Here is a 21,971-nt window from a genome sequence, read left to right as displayed (position 1 = left end):
CAAAGGAGGATGGGGGCACTGAAATTTGCCCGGAAATATGCTGCGCCAAGACCATGGAGTAACCCTTTTTGAAAAAGCCGATAAATGTGTTGCCTTTCTTGTATGACCGGCGTCCTGGCAAAAAGGGGACATGGAAGGTGAAGAAATCGAGCGTTTCAGCGCGACACGATAGTCACCCAGTAACGCGAGCGCTGCAAGATTCTGATGGGCAGGGAGGCAGCCAGCGCCGCCAGGGCCTGATCCGTATCGCGCAGTTGAAAGGCTCCGCTCACAGGCAGCGCAGCAACAGCCGGATCGCATCGCACGATGCCCGGGCGATAGCGCGAAAGCTCGGCAGCAAAAATCCCCAGCGGTGTCTTTTCCGCATAGAGCACCCCGTGAGTCCAGCCATCGGAGGCCAGGCCGGCTGCTTCGGGTACGCCGACATTCCCCGCGCTCATCTGTGCCTGCTTTCCCGCATCGATGCGCACGCTTGTGTCGTCGTTGACGGGACTCAACTCCACCGCTCCTTGTTGAACCGCAATGAGACAGCTGTGTTCCGTTCGCGCAAAGGGCGGAGCGATGCGCACGGTAAAACGCGTCCCCAATGCCCGGACCGTTCCTTGCGCTGTCTGAACCAGAAAAGGCCGCAGCGCGGCATCGGCAGCGGTCTGCACCCAGATGGCGCCCGCGCGCAGGATCAGGCGACGCTCCGATGATGTGAACGCCATGTCGACGGCGCTGCCGGTATCCAGCTGGATTCTGCTGCCGTCGGCCAGCGTCGATTCACGGCTCTCGCCCGTGTCGGTACGCATGTCCGCCGACCATTCATGCCAGGGCGCAAGACGCCAGACCCCATAGCCGAGCGGCCCCGCCACAATCGCTGTCGCCAGCAGCCGCGCGACGGCACGCCGCCGCGAGCGATTCGCCTCGCGCAGCGCCGCAGCGCTCAGGCCGCCCAGCGTATTGCCTGCTTCGGCACTGTTGCCGGCCCGGGTTGCATTCAGTTTGCCAAGAACCAGTTCGGCGCGTTGCCAGGCCATTTCATGACTCGGATCCGAGTTGCGCCAGCGCATGAGTTCTGCATGCACAGTCATGTCGACATCGCCGGCATGCAGCCGCACAAGCCACTGTGCAGCCTGCCGTGCTGCGCTCGGATCGATATCCAGAGCCGAAGGAGGTACAACGACCATGACTCAAATCACCAGCAAAATGCACTGCTCGAATGCCTGGGCCATATAGCGCTTGACGGTGCGAGACGTGACTCCCAAGCGCTCTGCCACCTGTGCATAGCTCAGACCATCGAGTTGGGATAGTAGAAACGCCTCGCGCACCTTGGGTGGCAAGCCGTTGAGCATGGCATCGACCTGATGCAATGACTCCAGCACCAGCAACTGCTGCTCGGGCGAAGGCGCCAGAGGCTCCGGCAACTGGGCCATCGCGTCCAGCCATGCCTTCTCCAGCGACAGCCGCTGCACATGATTGATGAGCAGATTGCGCGCCACCGTGGTCAGATAGGCACGCGGTTCGCGCAACACCAGCGCGCGCTGCTCCGCCTGGGCAGCCAGCACTCTCACAAAGGTATCTTGCGCAAGATCCGCTGCATGATCAGCTCCGCCGAGCTTGCGCCTCAGCCAGCCCAAAAGCCAGGGGTGATGCTCTCCATAAATCTTGGCCACGTCGGTCAAGGAGCGGAATGGGTATGACAAGATACGATGCGTTACTCATTTTTGATAATGAGAATTATTATCGATCAGAGTCAAAAATGAAATAGATGTGGTTTTTGGGGAATTTCGGCTCGGCCTTTGCTTCGCCTGCCGGCCATCCCCTCATCGCCAACAAATTCACCGGCATCCTGCAAACCGCACGGCTTTCGACGACTGGCTCGGTTCCTTGATTTCAGAGGCCAAGCAAGACTCGGCCCATCCGTCCAATCTGGCTGAGTCTCATGAGCGTTGGAGCGGCTTCATAGGCCACACCAACGCTCCTCTCATGCAGCGAACGGGTTAGGCGCACTCAACCTTGGGCTCCAGGACTGGCCTGCCAGCCACCACCCAAGGCCTTGAACAGCGTGGCCAGGGCCATCTGCCGCTGCGCGCTGACCTCGATCAGTGCCATCTGCTGCGCATAGTCCGTGCGCTGCGCATCCAGATAGCGCAGATGACTGTCCACCCCCGCGCGATAGCGCAGCTCGGCAAGCTTGAGCGTATTCGCGCTGGTCTGCACCAGGCGCTGGCGCGCAAGCTCCTCGCGCCTCAGCGTCTCCACGGAGGCCAGTGCATCGCTGACTTCACGAAACGCCGTCTGAATGCTGCGCTCGTAGCTGGCAACCGCCATGTCCTTGCGCAACTGCGCGATCTCCAGATTGGCGCGGTTGCGCCCGCCATCAAAAATCGGCAAGCCGAGCTGCGGCATGAAGGACCAGGAGCGCTGGCCGCCGGCAAACAGATCGCCAAGCTCGGCACTGGCCGAGCCATAGGAGCCCGTGAGCGAGATGCGCGGGAAAAACGCGGCCCGCGCCGCGCCTATGCTTGCATTGCGCGCGCGCAGCTGATATTCGGCGGCGCGGATATCGGGGCGCAGCACCAGCAGATCTGAGGGCAGACCCGGGCCTATCTCCTGCACCAGGGGCGTGGCGCTCAGATCTGCTGCCGGCTGGACCCTGCCATCACCCACCAGCCAGTCCAGAGCATTGCCCGCCTGGCGCAGCTCGCGCTCGAAGCGCTCGACTTCGGCGCGCGCCTGCTCGAGCTGGCCTTGAGCCTCCTGCTCGTCCAGACGGCTTGCCGTGCCGGTCTTGCGACGCTCGCCCATCAGCTGCCATTCCTTCTCGCGCGCCTGCAAGGTGCGTAGCGCCAGGGCCTGGCGCTGCCGCGCGCTGTCCTGCGCCAGCGAGGCCTGGATCACTTCGGCAACCAGACTGATCTGCACGCTGCGCGCGGCCTCCTCGGTGGCCAGGTATTCCATCAGCGCAGCCTCGGACAGCGAGCTCACGCGGCCGAAGAGATCGAGCTCGAAAGCCATCAGCCCGGCGCCTGCCTGATAGTTGCTCTGCACCCTGGCCGCTCCTGTGCCGCTCAGGTCGGCAGGCAGGCGCTGGCGGTTGCCACTGGCTTGCGCTTCCAGACCGGGCAGTTGGTCCGCACGCTGCACGCGATAGGCCGCTCGTGCGGTCTGCACATTGAGCAGCGTCTGGCGCAGATCGCGGTTGTTGGCCAGCGCCGTTTCGATACGCGAGCGCAGGCGCTCATCGATCACGAAATCCTTCCAGTGCAAGCTCTGCATCGATGCAGCCGAGGCCGATGATGCCGCGCTCCAGTTGCCGGGAATGGGCGCAGCAGGTCTTTCATAGGTCGGTGCAAAAGAGCAGCCGGCAAGCATCGCGGCAATCAGCGTCAGCGTCGCGGTACGCATGGTGTTTCGCCCGTTCATACGGGTTCTCCTTCGGAGTCTGTGTTTTTTTCCTCCGGCACTGCGGGGCGCTTGCGCCGCAGCGAGAGCACGAAGACAAAGAAGATGGGCACGAACAGCACGCCCAGCAAGGTGGCGCTGAGCATGCCGCCGATCACGCCAACACCGATGGCGGCCTGGCTGGAGGCCCCCGCCCCGGTGGCCAGCGCCAGCGGCACCACCCCGAGGATGAAGGCCAGCGAAGTCATCACGATGGGGCGGAAGCGCAAACGGGCTGCCTGCAATGCCGCTTCCGCCAGCGAATGGCCGCGCTCGTGCAGGTCCTTGGCGAACTCCACGATCAGGATGGCGTTCTTGGCCGCCAGGCCGATGATGGTGATCAGGCCGACCTTGAAGTACACGTCGTTCGAGAGACCCAGCGCCGAGGTGGCCAGCACCGAGCCCAGCGCCCCTATGGGCACGATCAGCATCACGGCTGCGGGAATGCTCCAGCTTTCGTACAGGGCCACGAGCAGCAGGAACACCACCACGATGGCCAGTGCGAACAGCTTGGGAGCCTGTGCGCCAGCAGCCTTTTCCTGATAGGACAGCGCCGTCCACTCGTAACCTATGCCGCGCGGCATCTCACCCAGGATGCGTTCGAGCTCGGCCATGGCCTCACCCGTGGTGTGGCCGGGCTTGGCATCGCCCGCGATACGGAAGGCCGGATAGCCGTTGTAGCGCGAGATCTGCACCGGCCCCTGCTCCCACTCCACGCTGGCAAACGAGGCCAGCGGCACCTGCTCGCCCTGGGCATTGGGCACATACAGCCGCAGCAGGGCCTCGGGCGTCATGCGCGCTGCCATGTCGGCCTGCACCACCACGCGCTGCAGGCGCCCCGCATTCGGAAACTCGTTGATCACGGCCGAGCCATAGGCCGTGGACAGCACGGCACTGATGCTCGCGAAGCTCACGCCCTGGGCCTGGGCCTTGCGCCGGTCTATGTCCAGGCGCAGCTGCGGCGCGTCTTCGAGGTTTTCCATCATCGCGTAGGCGATCACCGGCGAGGCATTGGCCTTCTTCAGCAGTTCGTCGCGCGCGGCAACCAAGGCCTCACGGCCCAGACTGGCGCGATCCTGCAGACGCAGCGCAAAGCCGCCGGAGTTGCCCAGGCCGTCGATGGGTGGCGGGTCCACCGCCATGGCCGCACCGTCGGACAGACTGCCGAAGCGCTGGTTGAAGGCCTGGACCTCGTCCCACGACGCCTGACCCTTGCCGCGCAAGGACCAGTCCTTGAGCGTGACGAAGGCCATGGCCGCGTTCTGCCCCATGCCCGAGAAGCTGTAGCCCATCAGGAACTCGGCCTGGGCCGTCGCGGGGCGGCTTTGCACATAGGCTTCCATGTCTCGCACCACGGCCTCGGTACGCGCTTCGGTCGCACCAGGAGGCAGTTGCACGCTGACGATGTAGTAGCCCATGTCTTCATAAGGCACAAAGGACTCGGGCATGCGCGTATAGGCAAAGCCCAGCCCGCCCACGATGGCCGCATAGATCAGCATATAGCGGCCTGTGCGCCTGACCAGACGCTGGTTGAGCAGCGAAAAGCGCTCGGTCAGCTTGGCAAAGTGGCGGTTGAACCAGCCGAAGAGGCCTTTTTTCTCCTTGTGGTGATCCTCGGCAACAGGCTTGAGCAGCGTGGCGCACAGCGCCGGCGTGAAAGTCAGCGCCAGCAGGCCCGAAAACAGGATGGAGACCGCCAGCGACAGCGAGAACTGGCGATAGATCACGCCCACCGAGCCGCTCATGAAGGCCAGAGGCAGGAACACGGCCACCAGCACCAGCGTGATGCCGACGATGGCCCCCGAGACCTGTTGCATGGCGCGCACGGTGGCGGCCAGCGGCGAGAGCCCCTCCTCGGCCATGAGACGCTCCACGTTCTCCACCACCACGATGGCATCGTCGACCAGAATGCCGATGGCCAGCACCATGCCGAACATGGTCATCATATTGACCGAGAAGCCCAGCGCATACATCACCGCCAGGGTACCGGCCAGACACACCGGAACCACGATGGTGGGAATCAGCGTATAGCGCAGGTTCTGCAGAAACAGCCACATCACCAGGAACACCAGCACCACGGCCTCGACCAGGGTCTGGATCACCTTGCCGATGGCGACTTCAACAAAGCGCGAGGTGTCGTAGGGCACTGCGTACTGAATATCATCGGGGAAGTTCTGCGACAGCTCGGCTAGCCTCGCCTTGACCGCCTTGGCGGTCTGCATAGCATTGGCACCAGGTGCCAGTTGCACGGCGGCCGCCACTCCTTTGTGGCCGTCCTCGCGCGAGGCAAAGCTGTAGTCGAGCTGGCCGACTTCGAGACGCGCCACATCGGCCAGGTGCACGGCCGAGCCATCGGCCCTGGCCTGCAACACGATCTGACCGAACTCCTCGGGCGAACTCAGCGCTCCCTTGACGGCAATCGTGGCGCTGAGTTCCTGCTCTGACGATCCGGGCTGGCTGCCGAAGCTGCCAGCCGGCACCTGGGCATTCTGCGCGGCAATGGCCGCATTCACGTCGGCCACCGACAGGCCGTAGCCCAGCAGCTTCTGCGGATCGACCCAGACCCGCATGGCGACATCGGCGCCGAAGTACTGCACCTTGCCCACACCGGGTACGCGCCGGATCTCGTTGTTGATGTTGCGCACCGCATAGTCGGAGAGGCGGACCTCGTTCTTGCCGCTGTCGTCACCCTTGTAGGTCAGCGAATAGATCAGCAGGAAGTTGGCGCTGGCCTGCTCTACCTGCAGACCCATCTGCATCACCGATGCGGGCAGTCTGGCCTCGGCCTTCTTGATGCGGTTCTGCACCTCGACCTGGGCCAGTGCGGGATCGGTGCCCGGCGCGAAGGTGGCCGTGATCTCGGCCAGGCCCGTGGCACCGCTGGACGAGTCGAAGTACAACAGCCCCTTGGTGCCGTTGAGCTCCTCCTCGATGACGCTGGTCACCGACTCCATCACCGTGGTGGCTGACGCCCCCGGATAGGTTGCAGAGATGGAGATCTGCGGCGGAGCCACGTTGGGAAACTGCGCCACGGGCAAGGCCGGGATCGCCAGCAGGCCGGCCAGCAGGATGAAGATCGCAACCACCCAGGCCAGCTTGGGGCGATCAATAAAAAACCGGGACATTGTCTATCCTTGAATAAGGCTTGTCTTCTTGGCATTCAGCGCTTGCAGGACCAGCGCATAGTGCTCATTTCTTTTCAGTGACTTCCGCATCTTTGACAGCGTCAGCGAGATTTGCAGCGGCAGCTCTGATCTGCACCTTGGTGCCGGGCACGGCTGCCGCAAGGCCTCCGACCAGCACTCGGGCGTTTTCCTTGAGACCCTCGGTGATATGCCAGTCGGAGCCGTACATGGCACCGGTGCTCACCTTCTGGGATTGCACAATGTCGTTCTCGTCGAGCACCAGCACATGGGCCAGTCCGTCGGCGCCGCGCTGCACCGCGCGCTGAGGCACGAGAATGGCCGCGGGATCCTCGCCCAGGCCCATGGTCACGCGCACATACATGACGGGCAGCAGCAAGCCATCCTTGTTGGGGAATTCACCGCGCAGTGCAAGCTGGCCGGTGCCGCGATCCACCGTCACATCCGAAAACAGCATGCGTCCCTGGCGCTTTTCGTCCAGACCGTCCGCCACCAGCGTCACTGGAGCACTCTTCTGCGACTGCTCTCCCTGTTGCTGTGAACGCAAGCGCGTGGCCAGCGCTGCGGTCTGGCGGAAATCGGCATAAATGGGGTCAAGCTGCTGTATCACTGCCATCGGTGTGGCCTCCCCCTGGCCGACCAGGGCACCTTCCGTCACCAAGGCACGGCCGATGCGGCCCGAAATCGGGGCCCTCACCGTCGCATAGTCCAGGTTCAGGCGTGCCGCCTCGACTTCGGCCTGGGCCGATTGACGCGTGGCCAAGGCGCTGTGCAGCGCGGCCTTGGCGCTGTCGAAATCCTGGCGACTCACGGCTTCCTGTTCCACCAGCGGCTCGTAACGACGCACCACGGACTGAGCATCGGAGAGCGCGGCCTCGGCTCGCGCCAATTCGCCCCGGGCCCGCGACAGCGCCGCGCGCAGCGGTGCCGGGTCGATGTTGAACAGCACCTCTCCAGCCTTCACATCGGCACCCTCTTTGAAGTTGCGGCTCAGCACGATACCCGGCACCCGCGCACGCACCTCCGCCACACGTACGGGCTCGATGCGCCCGGGCAGCTCAGCGCTGAGGCTCAGCGCCCTGGGCTTGACGGTCACCACATCCACCAGCGGCAATTCCTGAGGCGGTCCGCCCGCTTCCGACTTGATGCAGCCGGCCAACATCATTGCGGCTGCCAATGCGGCCAGGGCCGACCAGGCACGCACATTCTGGCTTTTCTTCTTCATGGCTTTTGAGTCTTGTCAAATCTTGAAAGAAGCGCATGATGCATGAAAATATTTTTTGAATCAAATTTGATTCATTAGGACCTATATTGATTCATGGCATTTTGATACCAAGTAAAGTTGCTATCCCAAGCTTTTAGGCCCGCCGCTTGAATCAAAATAGGTTCATCCGTATCCGCCCCAACCGGAGCCACGAATGACGACCGCCCCCCACGACAACACAGCAATCCTCCCCCCACTGGCCCTGGCCCTGGTCAACCACCCACGCGCCACCTTGCAGGAGCTGGCCAAGGCCATAGGCATCAGCAAGGCCACGCTCTATCGCTTCTGCCCCACGCGCGATCTGCTGATCAAGCGACTGCTGGAACAAAGCCTGCGCACGCTGGACGATGCGCTGGACGAAGCCCGCATCGAGGAAGGCCCGGTACTCGAGGCCCTCAAGCGCCTCAATGCCAAGCATCTTGAACACCGTGAATTCACGCTGTTCCTGACCTATTACTGGAATGAAGTCGAAAAACCCATGGAGGAAAATGCGATCTGGGAACCCAAGGTCGACGCTTTTTTCCTGCGCGGCCAACAGGAAGGCGTGTTCCGCATCGATTTCAGCGCCGCAACGCTGACCGAGCTGTGGCTGGGAACCGTGATCGCGCTCATCGATGGAGAGCGCCGCGGTCGCATCCCGCGCGCCCCGCTGGCACAGCTTGCCGAGCAGGCGTTTTTGCATGGAGTCATGCGCCAGGATGGGACGGCGACAGCCTGACAGAATCGACCCCGACTGCAGCCTTACCGGCCATGCCGGCCTCCAGCTGCACCATGGTCATGCCGTTCCCCTGCAACGCGAGTTCGCGTACCTTCACACTCGTTTTCACAACCAGAGAGTAGCCTTGTCATGATCAGTCACCTCGACCACCTGGTTCTCACCACGGCCAACGAAGCCCAATGCATACGCTTTTACACCGAAGTCCTGGGCATGCGGCTGGAATCCTTCATCGGCGGCACCCCGCCCGTGGAGCGCAAGGCCTTTGTGTTCGGCCGGCAGAAGATCAATCTGCATGTGAAAGGGCGCGAGTTCGAGCCCAAGGCCCACACGCCTGTACCCGGTGCCCTTGATCTGTGCTTTCTGGCCTCGGTGCCGCTGGACGAGGTTATCGCGCGTCTGCAGCAGTTGTCGGTTCCCATCGCCGAAGGCCCTGTGATGCGCACCGGTGCCACATCGAAAATCCGCTCCATCTATGTGCGTGACCCCGACCTGAACCTGATCGAGATCTCGGAGCCGGCCTAGTCGTGCTCGCGCTGGCAAGCCGGGGCCTCCGAAAACGGCCCCCGCTTGTCAGCTCAGAGCTGTGCCAAAGCCTTTTTTGCCGGTGCATGGCCTTGCTCTGCGGCGCGCTGCAACCACTCACGAGCCTGCTTGGCATTCTTCTTCACACCCAGACCGTCCCGGTACAAAGTTCCCAGCGCGTACTGGGCCGGGGCATCCTGCTGCTCGGCGGCAAGCCGATACCACTTGAGCGCCTGAGCCAGGCTCTTGCCCACACCCTCGCCGTTTTCGTACAAGGTGCCCAGGTTGTACTGGGCCTTGGCATAGCCTTGATTGGCTGCCATGGTGAACCACTTGGCGGCCTCCGTGTAGTTGGGTTGCGCAAAGCCCTTGCCCAGATATTGAAAGACACCGACGTTGTACTGGGCCAGAACATTGCCCTTGAGAGCCGAGTTCAGGTTCTCCATGTATTCCATGGACTGCGCAAACTCTGCGGACTTTGGCGACGAAGCGGAGAGCTGCTCCAGCCGCTGCGCCGCCGCTGCATGCTGGTACTTCAGCGCCTGGGTGTAATAGGCAATCGCTTCTTTTTCGTTGCGATACTCGCCCTCTCCCTGCTCGAACAGACGGCCCAGCTCATAGTAAGCCTCGCCCGAGCCGCGGATGGCGACAGCGTGCAGCAGCAGCACGGCCAGCTTGTAGTCGGGGGCCACACCCTGGCCTTCGAAGCAAATCTTTCCCAGCAGCAATTGGGCTCTCTGCACGCCTTTGTCTGCCAGCGGGGTCAGCCATTTCGCAGCTTCGGCACGATTCTTCTCCACGCCTTCGCCAAGGTAGTACATCTCGGCCACGGTGAACTGTGCAAGCACATCGGCTTGCTGCGCCGCCATCAGATACCAGCGAAACGAGGCCTGCAAGTCCTGGGCAAGCAACTCGCCTTTGCGGTAGACAAAGCCCAGGCTATTTTGTGCCGTTGCAGAGCCTTGTTGCGCGGCGCGCTCCAGCCATGCGACACCTGTTGCGGCATCCTTCTCAACCGCTTCGCCTTTTAGATAAATAGTTCCCAGCAGGTTCTGCGCATCGAGATTTCCGGCGTTTGCAGCCTGATGAATGTGTGTCAGCCCTGCCTCAGGATCTTTTTTCACACCCTCGGCACCCAGCACATAGACCAGACCCAGCAGATACTGGGACGGCGCATGATTGTGCTCTGCGGCCAGACGCAGCCAGCGCAAGGCATCGTCGGCATTCTTTTCCACGCCCTTGCCGTAAAGATAGGCTTTTCCCAACTCGTACTGTGCCGCGACATCTCCTGTCTTCGCGGCATTGACCATTTCGCTGGGCTGAGCCTGCGCACAACCCCAAACTGACAGCCAAGCCGACAGAACCAAAGCACCAGACCATCGCGCAAGCATTGCTTCCCCTGTTCACAGAAAAAATGGGAGTATATAGAAGCAATACTTTGTCCATAAAGCGTTGGCAGCTATCAAAACCATACTGACCGCCTCAGCACGGAAATGACTGCCGACGGTGCTCTCCCTAGACTGTAGTCACAGAGCCGCTATACGCCCGCGAAGTCTCTCTTGTCTCGGGACAGCATTGCTGCTCGAGGCTCTCCCAGGCCAGGCAACACAGAGATCTGCCCGGTCAAACTCCGCCAGGGTGCAATTTGCGTCGCATGTTCGCGATATTGCAAACAGTGCGAAAAGCCAGGCCCGGACCTTGCGCCTTTGCGGGCAGGCATCTCTGCGGATCAGCCAGCCATGGGCGTACAAAGCTCCACCACGCAGCCGTCGGGGCAACGCAGATAAGACACCATCTGACCCCAGGGCTTGGCCGTCGGAGCGGCCATCTCGATGGCGCCGGCGCTCAGCGCGCTCCGATGAGCCTGCTCGACATCCTCCGTGACCAGCGCGATTTCAAATCCCAACGGCTTGGCAGAGCTGTGCGCTTCGACATGGCCGCCAGGAAAATTCAACGCGCCCAGTTCATGGGCGGCAAATGCCAGCGTGGTCTGCCCTGTCTCGAGCTCGCCATAGGTTCCGGATTCATGCAGAAAACGCTGTTCTATGCCGAATGCCCGGTTAAAGAATTCCAGCGATGCCGAGACATCCGGGACGTAGATGATTGTGTAACCCAATTTCATGAAGGCATCCTCTCAAAACCCAACCGAATTTGAACGGTCGCATCTTTACCGCTCAAGACCATTGACTGCATCATCCTACTCAGCAAAAACGGCAAAGGCCTTGAAACGCTTCAAGGCCTTCCGGGGAGCGGTCAGATTCAAACTTTCATCTATAGCCCCATGCCCAGAATCGAGTTATCGGCATGCAGCTCGCTACCGCTCATGACGCTGGACTCGTCGCTGGCCAGGAACAGCACCAGTTGCGCGATGCGCTCGGGCATATAGGCGCGGCCGGCGCGGTTGAGTTTGGGGTCATGCAAGATCATTTCCTTGCTCACGCCCTTTGGCAGCGAAGCCTGCATCATGGGCGTATAAATGCCATCGGGATGAATGGAGTTGACGCGAATCGCATAGCCTTGCTTGCGACAGTTCAGCGCAGCGGCGCGCGTCAGCGCGGACACTGCAGCCTTGCTGGCGCTGTAGCCGGCATATTGCTCCACGGGCAGCCAGCTGGATACCGAAGCCATATTGATGATGGAGCCACCGGCCTGCTTCATCGCCGCAATGCCCTGCTGGCAACCGATGAAGACCGACTCGGTGTTGATCTTGAGCAGGCGGCTGAAATCCTCCAGACGCCCTGTTTCCATATCACCAGGCAGCAGGATGCCGGCATTGTTGACCAGCACATCGAGCCGGCCAAGACGTTGCTGCACCGCCGCCATCACAAGCGTCCAGTCCGTCTCGCTGCTCACGTCATGGCGGACGAACATGGAGCCGTCGCCCAATTCAGCCGCCAGTTGCTGCCCCGCCGTTTCATTGATATCGCTGAATGCGACCTTGGCGCCTTCACCAAGAAGCAACTTGACCACCTCCAGACCCACACCACTGGCACCACCAGTGACCAGCGCCACCTTGCCCTGCAAACGATTCGTCATCTACGTCTCCTCTTGTTTTTCCAAGCCCTGAGCAGGGCATTGCTACTGCCACATAAAAAAGGAGGCGCAAGCGCCTCCTGACTTGAATGGCAAAAGCCCGCAGCCACAGAAACTACGCCACAAGCTGTTTGCCGGATTCATTTTTTAGTTGCCTGCGTTACGTGCTGCTTCGGGCGTAAACATGGCTGCAGTCATATTGCCCTTGTTCAAGACGGGACCCTGGGTGCGCTCCTGGAACAGGTTGTAGGCCACATAGCCGCCAGAGTTCAGGTCGTGATAGAAGCTGGTGCCCGCATGCCAGATCCTTGCGTCGAAGGCGTAGTAATGATTGACCACCGCCTGCAGCCACAGCTGGCCGCGTGCATCGTAGTAATCGCTCATCAGTGCCTGACCGGTATCTTCGTCGAGGAACAGCACGCGCTTGCCGAACATGTGGCGGTAGCCATCCTTGAGCGAAGCCTCCAGCACCCAGACCCGGCGCAGCTCGTAGCGCATGTAGTCGGGGTTTTCATGACCGGGTTTGAGCAGATCGGCATACTTCACGTTGCTGCCGTGAATCTTGTAGGCATTGGCCGGCACATAGACTTCCTTCTTGCCCAGCGACTTCCAGTTGTAGCGCTCGGGCGAGCCGTTGAACAGGCGATCGGAGTCAATCGTCAGCTTGCCACCGGTGCCCGACAATGGCTGGTCAAAACCGTACTCTGGAATCTGGCGCACACGACGTGTGCCGGGGTCATAGCTCCAGCCCAGGCGCTTTTCCTTGCCAAATTCAACCGGCTCGGACACCACGCTGACGCCGCCTTTCTCGCGTTCGGGCAACTTGACCGCATTCATGCCCTGGGACATGGGACTGCCCAGTGGCTGCCCTGCGTTGGCCGGGTCGTTGATCTGACTGAAAGCGCGATTGTCGGCACGACCCCAGACGATGCTGCCATCGGCCAACACATTGGCGTTGTCACGCAGCGTGTGTTCGGTGAAAGCCCGCGAAGGCAGCAGATTGTTGAAGGCCAGCTCAAGTCCATTTCTGGGGAACGGGAAGGGCAGCGCCCCCTTGACCGCACCCGTTGTGCCCTGACCGTCTGCGTTCATCACCGCATCCTGGGCATTCTTTCTGGCCGCCGCGCAGACGGCATCCGAGAAGCGAAAGTCACGGTGGCCCTGATAGACCGGAATACGATAGGTCTTGGGGTATTTGGCAAACATGGCCTTCTGCCCCTCGCTCAGACGCTCGCCATACTGCGCCAGGTTCTCAGCCGTGATGGTGAGCAACGGCTTTTCACCGGCATAGGGGTCCACCGGGTGCTGGCCAGCATGCGGGTTGTATTGAATGCCGGGCGGCGTACCCAGCCATTTGCCCGTGAACTCGGGCACACCACTGGCTGTACCCGCTTTCTCTCCTCCCGTGCAGGTCAGGGACTTGCCCAGCCTGGCCAGCTCATCGGGCGTCGCCTTGGCCCAAGCCCCCCCCACAAACAATACACCTGCAGCCAAGACCGCCAGCAAACGAGGGCCCTCTCCTAACTTCATGCCTAGTCTCCTTGGATGCATCCGCCATGCATCTACCTGTCATTGAACTTCTTTTATCGTTCTTCTTCCTTGCCCACTCGCGATTCCGAAGCAACGGAATCATTGTTCGACCGGCGACAATCGCAAACATCGTCAATTAGGACTAGCGCAGGCAGAAGCCAGCAACAGACACAAAAAAGCGGGCCATTGGCCCGCTCGGGAAAAGCAGTTTTCGTTCAGCGCTTGATGCCGAACACGCCCAGCATCTGCTCCGTCTGCTTTTGCATCTGCTCCTGCATCTGCGTGAACATGTTCTGGGACTGCTCCATATAGCTGCCCATCAAACCCTGCATGGCTTGAGGCTGCATGCTCATGAACTGCTTCCAGGCCTCGGGGTTCATGCCCTGGGACTGGCCCGCAAGCTTGCTTTGGAAGTCCGTGAACATCTGCACGTTCTTTTCGATGTAACTCCCCATGAAGCCCTGCATGGCATGACCATAGAAGCGAATGATGTTGGCCAGCATTGCCTCGGAGAACATGGGAGCCCCGCCCGCTTCTTCTTCCAGAATGATCTGCAGCAGGATGGAACGCGTCAGGTCTTCATTGGTCTTGGCATCCCTGATGACCACCGGCTCGCTATCCATGACCAGTTGCTTGACCTCGGCCAGAGTGATGTATGAAGAGGTATTGGTGTCGTAGAGGCGGCGATTGGGATACTTCTTGATGATTCGCTGGCTCCCCACCTGGACATCACCCTCTTTGCCCTCTTTGCTTTCTTGCATCGCAAGTCCTTTATGTTCTGGGGGTCGGCCCCGTCGTCAATTGAGCTATTGCAGTGCAACAGATTTTAGGCAGTGCACAAGCCTCACCGGCAAGCAGTAACCCTGACAACCCAGCTTGTCCGTGTTGCAACAAAGTCGCACCACCGTCACAGCCAGCATCAGGTCTTTGCCATTTATTCACAAAAAACAATTTGCCGTCTATCGAAATCAAGCTTGCAGAAGGTTTACAGTGCCTCTCGTTGTTTGACGAAAGGCTCAACGGATGATTACCACCAAAACACGCAATGCTGTTTGTCTGACCGCCCTGCTGGCTGCCGCCGGCTTCATGACTGCAGCACAGGCCCAGCCCGATGCTGCTGCGACCGATGCCGCCAAGGCTGCTGCGCCACAGGCAGCACCCGCAGCTCAGGCAGTCCCTGCCAATGTGGATGCCGCTGCTGCAGACGCCGCATTGCGCAAGCGCCTGCAGGCAGTTGTCGCAGCCATGGACGGCAAGTCCAAGCTGGCTGCCAACAACTTCAACGAGGAGTTCCTCAAGAACTCCCCCATCGACACCGTGCAGAAAGCTCTGGACTCCGTGCGCACCGGCGTCGGCAGCTGCCAGACGGTTGGCCGCATGGAAAGCTCCACACCTCTGGCCACCAGCGTGCTGCTGAGCTGCACCAAGGGCTTTGTGCCCATGGAACTGGCGGTCGAGCCCAAGGCTCCTTACCGTATTTCGGGCATTTTGCTGCGCCCGGCCTTCTGGAAATAAGCGCTTTTCACCATCAAAAATGGAGCCTCCTGGCTCCATTTTTTTGTTGGTACCGACAAAGTCAGATCACCACCGGCTCGGGCTCCAGGCGAATGCCAAAGCGCTCGTAGACACTGGTCTGAATTGCCCCTGCAAGCGTCATCACCTCGCCGCCGGTCACGCTGGCATCGAGGCTGTGGCGATCTCCGCGATTGACCAGCACCAGCGCCTGCTTGTCGTAGACGCCCGCGCGGCCCATGGTCTTGCCTTTCCAACCGCAGGCATCGATCAGCCAGCCGGCCGCCAACTTGATGGAGCCGTCATCCATGGGATAGTGAACAATCTTGGGCTCGCGCGCGATGATGTCCGCGCATTGCTCGGTCGTCACCGTGGGATTCTTGAAGAAGCTACCCGCATTGCCGATGACGTCGGGGTCCGGCAGCTTGGCACGACGAATCTCGCAGACCCATTCAAAGATCTGCTGTGCAGTCGGCTGCTCTATGCCTTTTTCCGCCTGCTTGCGCTGCAGATCCAGATAGCCCAGATCCGGTTGCCAGCTCTTGGGCAGCGCCAGACGCACCCGGGTGATCACCGCCCGCCCTTTGAGACCCAGGCCGCGCGGGACAGCCGTCGAGCCCGTCACTGGCCAGTACTTGGGCTGAGCCGGAGCATGTTTGAACACCGAGTCACGGTAGCCGAAGGCACATTGCGCGGCATTGAGGCTGAACTGCTCGCCGGTGACCAGATCGATCGCGTCCAGGGAGTCGAAGCGATCCTGCAGCTCCATCCCGTAAGCGCCGATGTTCTGCACCGGGGCCGCGCCTACCGTGCCTGGAATCAGGGCCATGTTTTCAAGGCCTGTATAGCCCTGGGCCAGCGTCCATGCCACCATGTCATGCCAGCGCTCGCCCGCCCCGATCTCGACAATCCAGTGCTTGTCGGTTTCGCGCAGCAGCCGCATGCCCATGATTTCCATCTTGAGCACCACGGGGGCCACGTCGCCCGTCAGCACCACATTGCTGCCACCGCCAAGGACGAACACAGGCTGCCGCCCCCATAGCGGGTCGGCGAGAAACTGACGGATATCGTCCTGGCTACGAATGCGCACCAGCGTTTCGGCGCGCGCGGCAATGCCAAAGGTGTTGCAATGCTGCAGGGGAACATTTTTCTCGACTAACATCCATCCAATTGTCGCACTGCGCCTGCTCTGCTGCTGGCAAGCCGCACATCACGGCCCGGCGCACTGTGGCTGTTTACCGCTCTGATACTGATAGGAATTACACATGCCTTCTTTTGACACTGTTTGCGAAGCCGATTTCGTCGAAGTGAAGAACGCCGTTGACAACGCCACCAAGGAAATTGGCACCCGTTTCGACTTCAAGGGCACATCGGCCGCCGTCGAACTCAAGGACAAGGAAATCACCATTTACGGCGATGCCGAGTTCCAGCTGCAGCAAGTCGAAGACCTGCTGCGCAACAAGCTGACCAAGCGCAATGTCGATGTGCGCTTCCTGGACATCCAGAAGGCACAGAAGATTGGCGGCGACAAGGTCAAGCAGCTCATCAAGGTCAAGAACGGCATCGAGTCCGAGCTGGCCAAGAAGATCCAGAAGCTGATGAAGGAAAGCAAGCTCAAGGTGCAGGCGGCCATTCAGGAAGAGAAGGTCCGCATCACCGGAGCCAAGCGTGACGATCTGCAGGCGGCCATGGCATTGATCCGCAAGGATCTGGCCGACCACCCTCTGTCGTTCAACAATTTCCGCGATTGAATGAAGCCCCCCCTGCGCAGCTCCGCTGCTTTCCCTTCCCTCGCCTTGCGGGAGGGGAGTGAGGCCGTTGCCACAGGGCGACGCGGCCAGCCCAGCTCCTTGCCCCGCGCCTCTCGCCTGCGTCGCATGGGGCTCATGCTTTCAGTCGCTGTGGCCTCCAGCAGTGCCTTGGGACAGTCCGTAGCCCTGACCGGCGTGCTGGGCAGCAAGGCCTTGCTGGTCATTGATGGCAGTGCCCCCAAGGCGCTGGCCGTCAACGAAAGCCACAAGGAGGTGCGCCTGCTGCAGATCAGCGGCGACTCCGCCGTGGTGGATATCAAGGGCCAGCGCCAGACCGTGCACCTGGGAGCAGCTCCGGTCAGCGTGGGCAGCCGGGGCGGCATTGGCGGCGCTGCGCGCTCGGGCCGGCTGGTCCTGATCGCCGACTCGCGCGGCCATTTTGTGGATCGCGGCTATATCAATGGAAAAACCATGCAGTACATGGTGGACACCGGTGCCAGCACCATTGCCATAGGCCGCGCCGATGCCGATCGCATGGGCCTGCCCTACGAGCAGGGTGCCCCCGTCCTGATGCGCACGGCCAACGGCACTGCCCAGGGCTGGCGCATCAAGCTCGACAGCGTCAAATTGGGCGAGATGGAGGTCTACGGCATAGAGGCCGTCGTTGCCCCCCAGTCCATGCCCTATGTGCTGCTGGGCAACAGTCTGCTGACCCGGTTTCAGATGACCCGCAAGGGCAATGAGATGGTTCTGGAAAAGAACTGAACCCGCCTCTCGCCCATGCACGCACGCTACGACGACCCCTATGAAGACCTGCTGGGCCTGTGGTCGGATCTGGAGGCCGCACTCGCGGTTTTGCTGACCGAGCCGCTGCGCATCCCCGGCTTTGCCATCAAGCTGCACCAGCTTGACCTGTGGCTGCAAGACCTCATCACGCAGGACAGCGATGCCGCGCTGTATCTGATGTTTCAGCGTGCCAGCTCGACAACCGAGGGCTATAGCCCGTCTCACGCCGTGGTCTGCGCGGGCCTGTGCCATATCCTTGCCAAGGAGCTTGACCTGCCTCAATTCGAGCGCGACACGCTGATCCAGGCCGCTCTGACCATGAACATCGGCATGACCGTGCTGCAGAACCAGCTGGCCGAGCAGCGTACACCGCTGAGCAGCCAGCAGGCCGAAGCCGTCAAGCAGCACCCCACAGAGGGCCGGCTGATGCTGGAGCGGCTCATGGTGCGTGACCGACTCTGGCTGGACAGCGTGCAATACCACCATGTGGTGCTGCAGCCCGCGCCGCTGGCACAGTTGCAGCCGCTGGAGCGTCTGGTACGCATTCTGGGCACGGTAGACCGTTATGCTGCCCTGATCAGCCCGCGCAAGACCCGTAGCGGCCGCTCGGCCACCGAGTCTCTGCAAGTGCTGCAGCAGGGCGGCCAATACGCCGATGAGGTCAAGCAGGCCTTGATCGATGTCGTGGGCCTGTACCCGCCCGGCACCTATGTGCAGCTGGACAATGGCGAAGTGGCCGTGGTGCTGCGCCGCGGAAAAAGTCTGGAAGAACCCGAGATTGCCAGCGTGATCGACCGTGACGGCCACAGCATGTACCCGCCCATCTGGCATCTGGAGGGGCGCAGGCCGGCCATCACCTCCGCGCTGGCGCGTTCCTCGCTGACGCTGGATCTGGACCTGCGCTCCATGGCACAGCTGGGCATTCACAGTGCACGCGGCAACGCCGAGCTGTACCGCATGGTCAAGCTGCCGGGCAGCAGACGCTGACCCTTTCTAAACGCCTTGTGCAGCGATCAGGCCGGCATGGTGGCCACGCGTGAACGCCTCTTCCAGCACCGAATAGCCGGCCCAGTCCGAATGCGCAAAGCTCAGTCGCGCCGTCGCAGGCGTGGGCAGGCCCTGCACTCGCTCCCCATTCAATAGCAGATTGCGCTTGCTGGCACTGAACTTGACGGCTATTTCGCTCAATATCTGCTGATCGCCAGGACGCGGAATCGCCATGGCATGGCCATAGCGGGTGATTTCCATGCGTGTGGCCTGCTGCAGCAGGTCTGGGTGCGGCTCGCTCAGCGTGTTCACGATGCGCTCGCGCCAGAAGGCAAACGGCTGCTGCATCAATTGCCTGCGCCCATCGGCCCAGTCGCCCAGCGCCTGGTAGTAGCTCAGCACCGTAGGCTGGCTGCGGATGCGGTCCAGTCGCTGATTGCCCGCATCCACATAGCCCAGCCCGCCCGCATTGCCATCGCGGTACAGCACATTGTCCCAGGCGGGCTCGGCGCCGGGGTAGTCGGCCAGCGGTCGGTCGATATGGATGTTCGCCACCAGCCAGGGAGCCCAGTCCAGGCGAGCCGCCACGGCACGCAGAAAATCGGGCGCATTGCGCAGCACTCTTGCAGCAACAAAGCTGGGCAGCGCCACCACGCAATGGCGCGCCAGCCAGCGTTCATGCTGCTGGCGGCCATGGTGATAAACCTCGATCTGCACACCGCCCGCGTCCTCGGTGACGGCAAGCACGCTGCAATCGGTCTGCAGCTGCGTGGCTTTCAGTCCCGCCGCCAGTTGCTGCGCCAGCCAGCCATTGCCCTGGGGCCAGGTCAGCACCTGCTCGCCATCCGCTTCGCTCTCATGCCCGGACTGCAGGCGCGGCGCGTGGAAACCATGGCGGCTGGCGAAATAATGAATCCCCGCCCAGGCCGAGACGCAGCTCAGACCGGCACCGAAATCATCGCGGCAGCTGTAGTCCAGATACCAGAGCAGACGCTCGTCATCGAGGCCCTGCACCGCCAGCCATTGGTCGAAACGCTGTGCATCGAGCACCGCATGAGAGGCAGGCAGACCCGCTTCGCGCTGCCAGACACGGATGGAAGGCATGGCAAAGGCCGCCGCCTGAGCCGCTGCCTCGACCTGCTTTTCAAACAGCGCATATTGCTCCAGCGTGCGCTGGCTCACGCCCTGCACGGGCAGCAGTCCCTCATGCCAGCCACCCTGCCAGTACAGGCGCTCCTGAGGGCTATGGCAGAGATAGCGCTCGTCATAGCGCCAGCGGCCAGCGAAGCGCTGGCGCACGCCCAGCTCCTCCAGCCAGTCCTGCACCTCATGGGCATCGTCGCCGGGAACGGGCAGATAGTGCGCGCCCAAGGGGCAGGCAATGCCCTTGACTTGCCCGCCCTGGCTGTTGCCTCCCATGGCGGCCTGGGTATCGAGCAAGGCTGCGCCCTGCACGCCAGCCAGTTCAAGCGCGCGTGCCGCCGCCAGCCCGGCCATGCCCCCGCCCGCAATCACTACCGGCGCCTGGTGTACCACCGCAGGTGCAGGCAGCTCCAGCCCCTGTGCCAGGCGCTGCCAGAAAGGGCGCAGGCCATGACCGCGCTCCAGCGCCACGCCGCTGAAGCCGCCAGGCAAGTCCTCCAGTCTGGGCGCTGGCTGCTTGCAGCCGGCCAGGCCCGCTGCGCCCAAAGCGCTGGCGGCCGCCAGCCCGAGCCAGTCGCGCCGCTTCAGATCGGCCCGCATCAATGCTCCACCTTGCCCCACTCGCGCTCATAGGTGTTGACCAGCACCTGATTCGAGAGGCGATTCACCTCGGTCGGCAGGCGCGCCATATCGAGAGGGAAGTCAAACATCAGGCGCAGCGTGGGCAGGGTCAGAAAACGCATGCCGGCGGGCAAAGCCTCGGGCTCGCGCCAGGGACGGTGGCTGGCCAGCACAAAACCCCATTCGCCAAAACTGGGCACATGCACGTGATAGGGCCGTGCCCTCAGACCCACGGACTCCACGGTCTGCACCACGGTCCAAAAGCTCTGGCGCGCAATCAGCGGCGAGGTGGTCTGAATCACGGCATAGCCGCTGGCCGCCAGACGCTTGTCCAGCAGCGAATAAAAACTATTGGTGAACAGCTTGCCTATGGCGAAATTCGTGGGATCGGGAAAGTCCACCACGATCACATCGAAGGTGTCTGCAGTCTCCTGCAACCAGTGAAAGGCGTCGGTGTTGACGATGCTCACGCGGGCATCGTTGAGTGCATTGCCATTAAGCGCCGTCATCATGGCGTTGCTCTTGAACAGATCGGTCATGGCCGGATCCAGCTCCACCAGCACCACGGACTCCACGCCCGGGTACTTGAGCACCTCGCGCACGGCCATGCCGTCGCCACCGCCCAGCACCGCCACCTTCTTCGGTGCGCCATGCGCAGCCATGGCGGGGTGGACCAGCGCTTCGTGATAGCGGTACTCGTCGCTCTGGGCAAACTGCAGATTGCCGTTCAGGTACAGCCGCGCGCCCTGGCGTCCCTGGGTCACCACGATGCGCTGGTAGGGCGAGCTGCTGGAGAGCACGATGCGGTCCTGGTAGAAATGGTCGTCGGCCAGCCGGGTCAGCTGATCCGCGCCCGCGATGCCGCCGCCCAGGGCCAGCAGCACCAGCGCGCAGGCCCAGGCATGGGCACGCAGATTGCGCAGCTCATGCTTGAACAGCACCAGGGCCCACACGGCAATGGCCGCATTCATGAAGCCGAACAGCAGACCTGTGCGCACCAGGCCCAGCTTGGGCACCAGCACGATGGGAAACGCCAGCGACACGGCCAGGGCCCCCAGATAGTCGAAGGTCAGCACCTTGGAGACCAGATCCTTGAGCGATGCATTGCGCTTGAGAATGCGCATGACAAGCGGAATCTCCAGCCCCACCAGCGTGCCCACCACCATCACCATGCCGTAGAGCAGAAAGCGGAACGCGCCCGGCGCATAGGCATTGGCGAGAAACAGCACGGCCGGCAAGGCACCGCCGACCAGTGCCACCATCAGCTCCACACGCAGAAAATGCGCGGGCAGTTGGTCTTCGAAATAGCGCGACAGCCACGAGCCTATGCCCATGGCAAACAGATAGGTGCCGATGATGGTGGAGAACTGCAGCACCGAATCACCGAGCAGATAGGATGCCAGCGCACCTGCCGCCAACTCGTAGAGCAGGCCGCAGGCCGCAATCACGAAGACGCTGGCCAGCAGCGCCACATCAATGGGCCTAGGCCCCAGGCCAGCGCTGTCCTGCTCGGCCACCATCGAAGTCATCAA

At 61.8% G+C, this 21,971-nt stretch carries 19 protein-coding genes; 6 read left to right on the top strand and 13 right to left on the bottom strand.

Going from position 1 to position 21,971, the window contains the following annotated elements:
• Window positions 1-155: 155 nt before the first annotated feature.
• From ACWGXF_RS13365 to ACWGXF_RS13345, 5 genes are all read right to left on the bottom strand, one after another.
• Window positions 156-1,172 carry a FecR domain-containing protein gene (locus ACWGXF_RS13365; protein WP_452102031.1) on the bottom strand — a complete coding sequence of 339 codons (1,017 nt, stop codon included), beginning with the start codon at window positions 1,170-1,172 and terminating at the stop codon, window positions 156-158.
• Between the two features lie 3 nt (window positions 1,173-1,175).
• Window positions 1,176-1,667 (bottom strand): sigma-70 family RNA polymerase sigma factor, encoded by a 492-nt coding sequence (locus tag ACWGXF_RS13360; protein ID WP_012837896.1) that lies wholly within the window; start codon window positions 1,665-1,667, stop codon window positions 1,176-1,178.
• A 328-nt stretch (window positions 1,668-1,995) separates the two neighbouring features.
• Window positions 1,996-3,411: an efflux transporter outer membrane subunit gene (locus tag ACWGXF_RS13355; protein WP_256630245.1), complete on the bottom strand. Its 1,416-nt coding sequence runs from the start codon at window positions 3,409-3,411 to the stop codon at window positions 1,996-1,998.
• Complete coding sequence (locus ACWGXF_RS13350) at window positions 3,408-6,554, bottom strand: multidrug efflux RND transporter permease subunit (protein WP_452102030.1); 3,147 nt, start codon at window positions 6,552-6,554, stop codon at window positions 3,408-3,410. Before ACWGXF_RS13350 ends, ACWGXF_RS13355 begins: the two co-directional genes overlap by 4 nt.
• A 64-nt stretch (window positions 6,555-6,618) precedes the next feature.
• Window positions 6,619-7,797, bottom strand: a complete 1,179-nt coding sequence (locus ACWGXF_RS13345; protein ID WP_452102029.1) for an efflux RND transporter periplasmic adaptor subunit — start codon at window positions 7,795-7,797, stop codon at window positions 6,619-6,621.
• A 193-nt stretch (window positions 7,798-7,990) separates the two neighbouring features.
• Here ACWGXF_RS13345 and ACWGXF_RS13340 point away from each other — a divergent pair, with 193 nt between their 5' ends.
• Together ACWGXF_RS13340 and ACWGXF_RS13335 are read left to right on the top strand one after the other, a co-directional pair.
• The gene (locus ACWGXF_RS13340) at window positions 7,991-8,554 is read left to right on the top strand and encodes a TetR/AcrR family transcriptional regulator (protein WP_256630244.1); all 564 of its coding nucleotides are present in this window, start codon (window positions 7,991-7,993) and stop codon (window positions 8,552-8,554) included.
• A gap of 129 nt (window positions 8,555-8,683) precedes the next feature.
• On the top strand, window positions 8,684-9,076 hold the full coding sequence (locus ACWGXF_RS13335) for a VOC family protein (protein WP_012837892.1): 393 nt from the start codon (window positions 8,684-8,686) through the stop codon (window positions 9,074-9,076).
• A 53-nt stretch (window positions 9,077-9,129) separates the two neighbouring features.
• On the opposite strand, the gene ACWGXF_RS13330 is transcribed toward ACWGXF_RS13335, so the two are convergent.
• From ACWGXF_RS13330 to phaR, 5 genes are all read right to left on the bottom strand, one after another.
• Entirely contained in the window at window positions 9,130-10,386 is a 1,257-nt protein-coding gene (locus tag ACWGXF_RS13330; RefSeq protein WP_452102028.1) for a tetratricopeptide repeat protein, read from the bottom strand.
• A gap of 419 nt (window positions 10,387-10,805) precedes the next feature.
• Entirely contained in the window at window positions 10,806-11,198 is a 393-nt protein-coding gene (locus ACWGXF_RS13325) for a VOC family protein (RefSeq protein ID WP_452102027.1), read from the bottom strand.
• A gap of 149 nt (window positions 11,199-11,347) precedes the next feature.
• Window positions 11,348-12,112, bottom strand: a complete 765-nt coding sequence (locus ACWGXF_RS13320; RefSeq protein ID WP_054073989.1) for an SDR family oxidoreductase — start codon at window positions 12,110-12,112, stop codon at window positions 11,348-11,350.
• Window positions 12,113-12,256: 144 nt separating this feature from the next.
• Complete coding sequence (locus ACWGXF_RS13315) at window positions 12,257-13,639, bottom strand: DUF1329 domain-containing protein (protein ID WP_452102026.1); 1,383 nt, start codon at window positions 13,637-13,639, stop codon at window positions 12,257-12,259.
• A gap of 215 nt (window positions 13,640-13,854) precedes the next feature.
• A complete protein-coding gene (phaR, locus tag ACWGXF_RS13310; RefSeq protein ID WP_012837888.1) occupies window positions 13,855-14,400 on the bottom strand; it encodes a polyhydroxyalkanoate synthesis repressor PhaR in 546 nt (181 codons plus the stop codon).
• Between the two features lie 262 nt (window positions 14,401-14,662).
• Here phaR and ACWGXF_RS13305 point away from each other — a divergent pair, with 262 nt between their 5' ends.
• Window positions 14,663-15,154: a hypothetical protein gene (locus ACWGXF_RS13305; protein WP_003063220.1), complete on the top strand. Its 492-nt coding sequence runs from the start codon at window positions 14,663-14,665 to the stop codon at window positions 15,152-15,154.
• A 61-nt stretch (window positions 15,155-15,215) separates the two neighbouring features.
• Here the strand turns inward: ACWGXF_RS13305 and murB are convergent, their stop codons facing one another.
• Window positions 15,216-16,313 carry a UDP-N-acetylmuramate dehydrogenase gene (gene murB / locus ACWGXF_RS13300; RefSeq protein WP_039048477.1) on the bottom strand — a complete coding sequence of 366 codons (1,098 nt, stop codon included), beginning with the start codon at window positions 16,311-16,313 and terminating at the stop codon, window positions 15,216-15,218.
• Between the two features lie 103 nt (window positions 16,314-16,416).
• Between murB and ACWGXF_RS13295 the strand changes: the two genes are divergently transcribed.
• From ACWGXF_RS13295 to ACWGXF_RS13285, 3 genes are all read left to right on the top strand, one after another.
• A complete protein-coding gene (locus ACWGXF_RS13295) occupies window positions 16,417-16,902 on the top strand; it encodes a YajQ family cyclic di-GMP-binding protein (protein WP_003063225.1) in 486 nt (161 codons plus the stop codon).
• Window positions 16,903-17,037: 135 nt separating this feature from the next.
• Window positions 17,038-17,667: a retropepsin-like aspartic protease family protein gene (locus ACWGXF_RS13290; protein WP_172415240.1), complete on the top strand. Its 630-nt coding sequence runs from the start codon at window positions 17,038-17,040 to the stop codon at window positions 17,665-17,667.
• A gap of 15 nt (window positions 17,668-17,682) precedes the next feature.
• Window positions 17,683-18,675, top strand: a complete 993-nt coding sequence (locus ACWGXF_RS13285; RefSeq protein WP_452102025.1) for an HD-GYP domain-containing protein — start codon at window positions 17,683-17,685, stop codon at window positions 18,673-18,675.
• A gap of 6 nt (window positions 18,676-18,681) precedes the next feature.
• Here ACWGXF_RS13285 and ACWGXF_RS13280 read toward each other — a convergent pair whose 3' ends face one another.
• Both ACWGXF_RS13280 and ACWGXF_RS13275 read right to left on the bottom strand, forming a co-directional pair.
• Window positions 18,682-20,418, bottom strand: coding sequence for an FAD-dependent oxidoreductase (locus ACWGXF_RS13280; RefSeq protein WP_452102024.1), 1,737 nt, complete (start codon window positions 20,416-20,418; stop codon window positions 18,682-18,684).
• The gene (locus ACWGXF_RS13275) at window positions 20,418-21,968 is read right to left on the bottom strand and encodes a polyamine aminopropyltransferase (RefSeq protein WP_039048475.1); all 1,551 of its coding nucleotides are present in this window, start codon (window positions 21,966-21,968) and stop codon (window positions 20,418-20,420) included. The genes ACWGXF_RS13280 and ACWGXF_RS13275 overlap by 1 nt, the downstream gene beginning before the upstream one ends.
• Between the last annotated feature and the right edge of the window lie 3 nt (window positions 21,969-21,971).

The organism is Comamonas sp. HJ-2 (genome assembly GCF_053615495.1).
This window is presented reverse-complemented; position numbering and strand designations above follow the sequence as displayed.

Excerpts from the sequence above, each read along its gene's own strand:
- ACWGXF_RS13365 (WP_452102031.1), bottom strand. The coding sequence starts at position 1,172 with ATGGTCGTTGTACCTCCTTCGGCTCTGGATATCGATCCGAGCGCAGCA.
- ACWGXF_RS13350 (WP_452102030.1), bottom strand. The coding sequence starts at position 6,554 with ATGTCCCGGTTTTTTATTGATCGCCCCAAGCTGGCCTGGGTGGTTGCG.
- ACWGXF_RS13330 (WP_452102028.1), bottom strand. The coding sequence starts at position 10,386 with ATGGTCAATGCCGCGAAGACAGGAGATGTCGCGGCACAGTACGAGTTG.
- ACWGXF_RS13305 (WP_003063220.1), top strand. The coding sequence starts at position 14,663 with ATGATTACCACCAAAACACGCAATGCTGTTTGTCTGACCGCCCTGCTG.
- ACWGXF_RS13290 (WP_172415240.1), top strand. The coding sequence starts at position 17,038 with ATGCTTTCAGTCGCTGTGGCCTCCAGCAGTGCCTTGGGACAGTCCGTA.
- ACWGXF_RS13325 (WP_452102027.1), bottom strand. The coding sequence starts at position 11,198 with ATGAAATTGGGTTACACAATCATCTACGTCCCGGATGTCTCGGCATCG.
- ACWGXF_RS13355 (WP_256630245.1), bottom strand. The coding sequence starts at position 3,411 with ATGAACGGGCGAAACACCATGCGTACCGCGACGCTGACGCTGATTGCC.
- phaR (WP_012837888.1), bottom strand. The coding sequence starts at position 14,400 with ATGCAAGAAAGCAAAGAGGGCAAAGAGGGTGATGTCCAGGTGGGGAGC.
- ACWGXF_RS13335 (WP_012837892.1), top strand. The coding sequence starts at position 8,684 with ATGATCAGTCACCTCGACCACCTGGTTCTCACCACGGCCAACGAAGCC.
- ACWGXF_RS13275 (WP_039048475.1), bottom strand. The coding sequence starts at position 21,968 with ATGACTTCGATGGTGGCCGAGCAGGACAGCGCTGGCCTGGGGCCTAGG.
- murB (WP_039048477.1), bottom strand. The coding sequence starts at position 16,313 with ATGTTAGTCGAGAAAAATGTTCCCCTGCAGCATTGCAACACCTTTGGC.
- ACWGXF_RS13285 (WP_452102025.1), top strand. The coding sequence starts at position 17,683 with ATGCACGCACGCTACGACGACCCCTATGAAGACCTGCTGGGCCTGTGG.
- ACWGXF_RS13340 (WP_256630244.1), top strand. The coding sequence starts at position 7,991 with ATGACGACCGCCCCCCACGACAACACAGCAATCCTCCCCCCACTGGCC.
- ACWGXF_RS13320 (WP_054073989.1), bottom strand. The coding sequence starts at position 12,112 with ATGACGAATCGTTTGCAGGGCAAGGTGGCGCTGGTCACTGGTGGTGCC.
- ACWGXF_RS13315 (WP_452102026.1), bottom strand. The coding sequence starts at position 13,639 with ATGAAGTTAGGAGAGGGCCCTCGTTTGCTGGCGGTCTTGGCTGCAGGT.
- ACWGXF_RS13295 (WP_003063225.1), top strand. The coding sequence starts at position 16,417 with ATGCCTTCTTTTGACACTGTTTGCGAAGCCGATTTCGTCGAAGTGAAG.
- ACWGXF_RS13345 (WP_452102029.1), bottom strand. The coding sequence starts at position 7,797 with ATGAAGAAGAAAAGCCAGAATGTGCGTGCCTGGTCGGCCCTGGCCGCA.
- ACWGXF_RS13280 (WP_452102024.1), bottom strand. The coding sequence starts at position 20,418 with ATGCGGGCCGATCTGAAGCGGCGCGACTGGCTCGGGCTGGCGGCCGCC.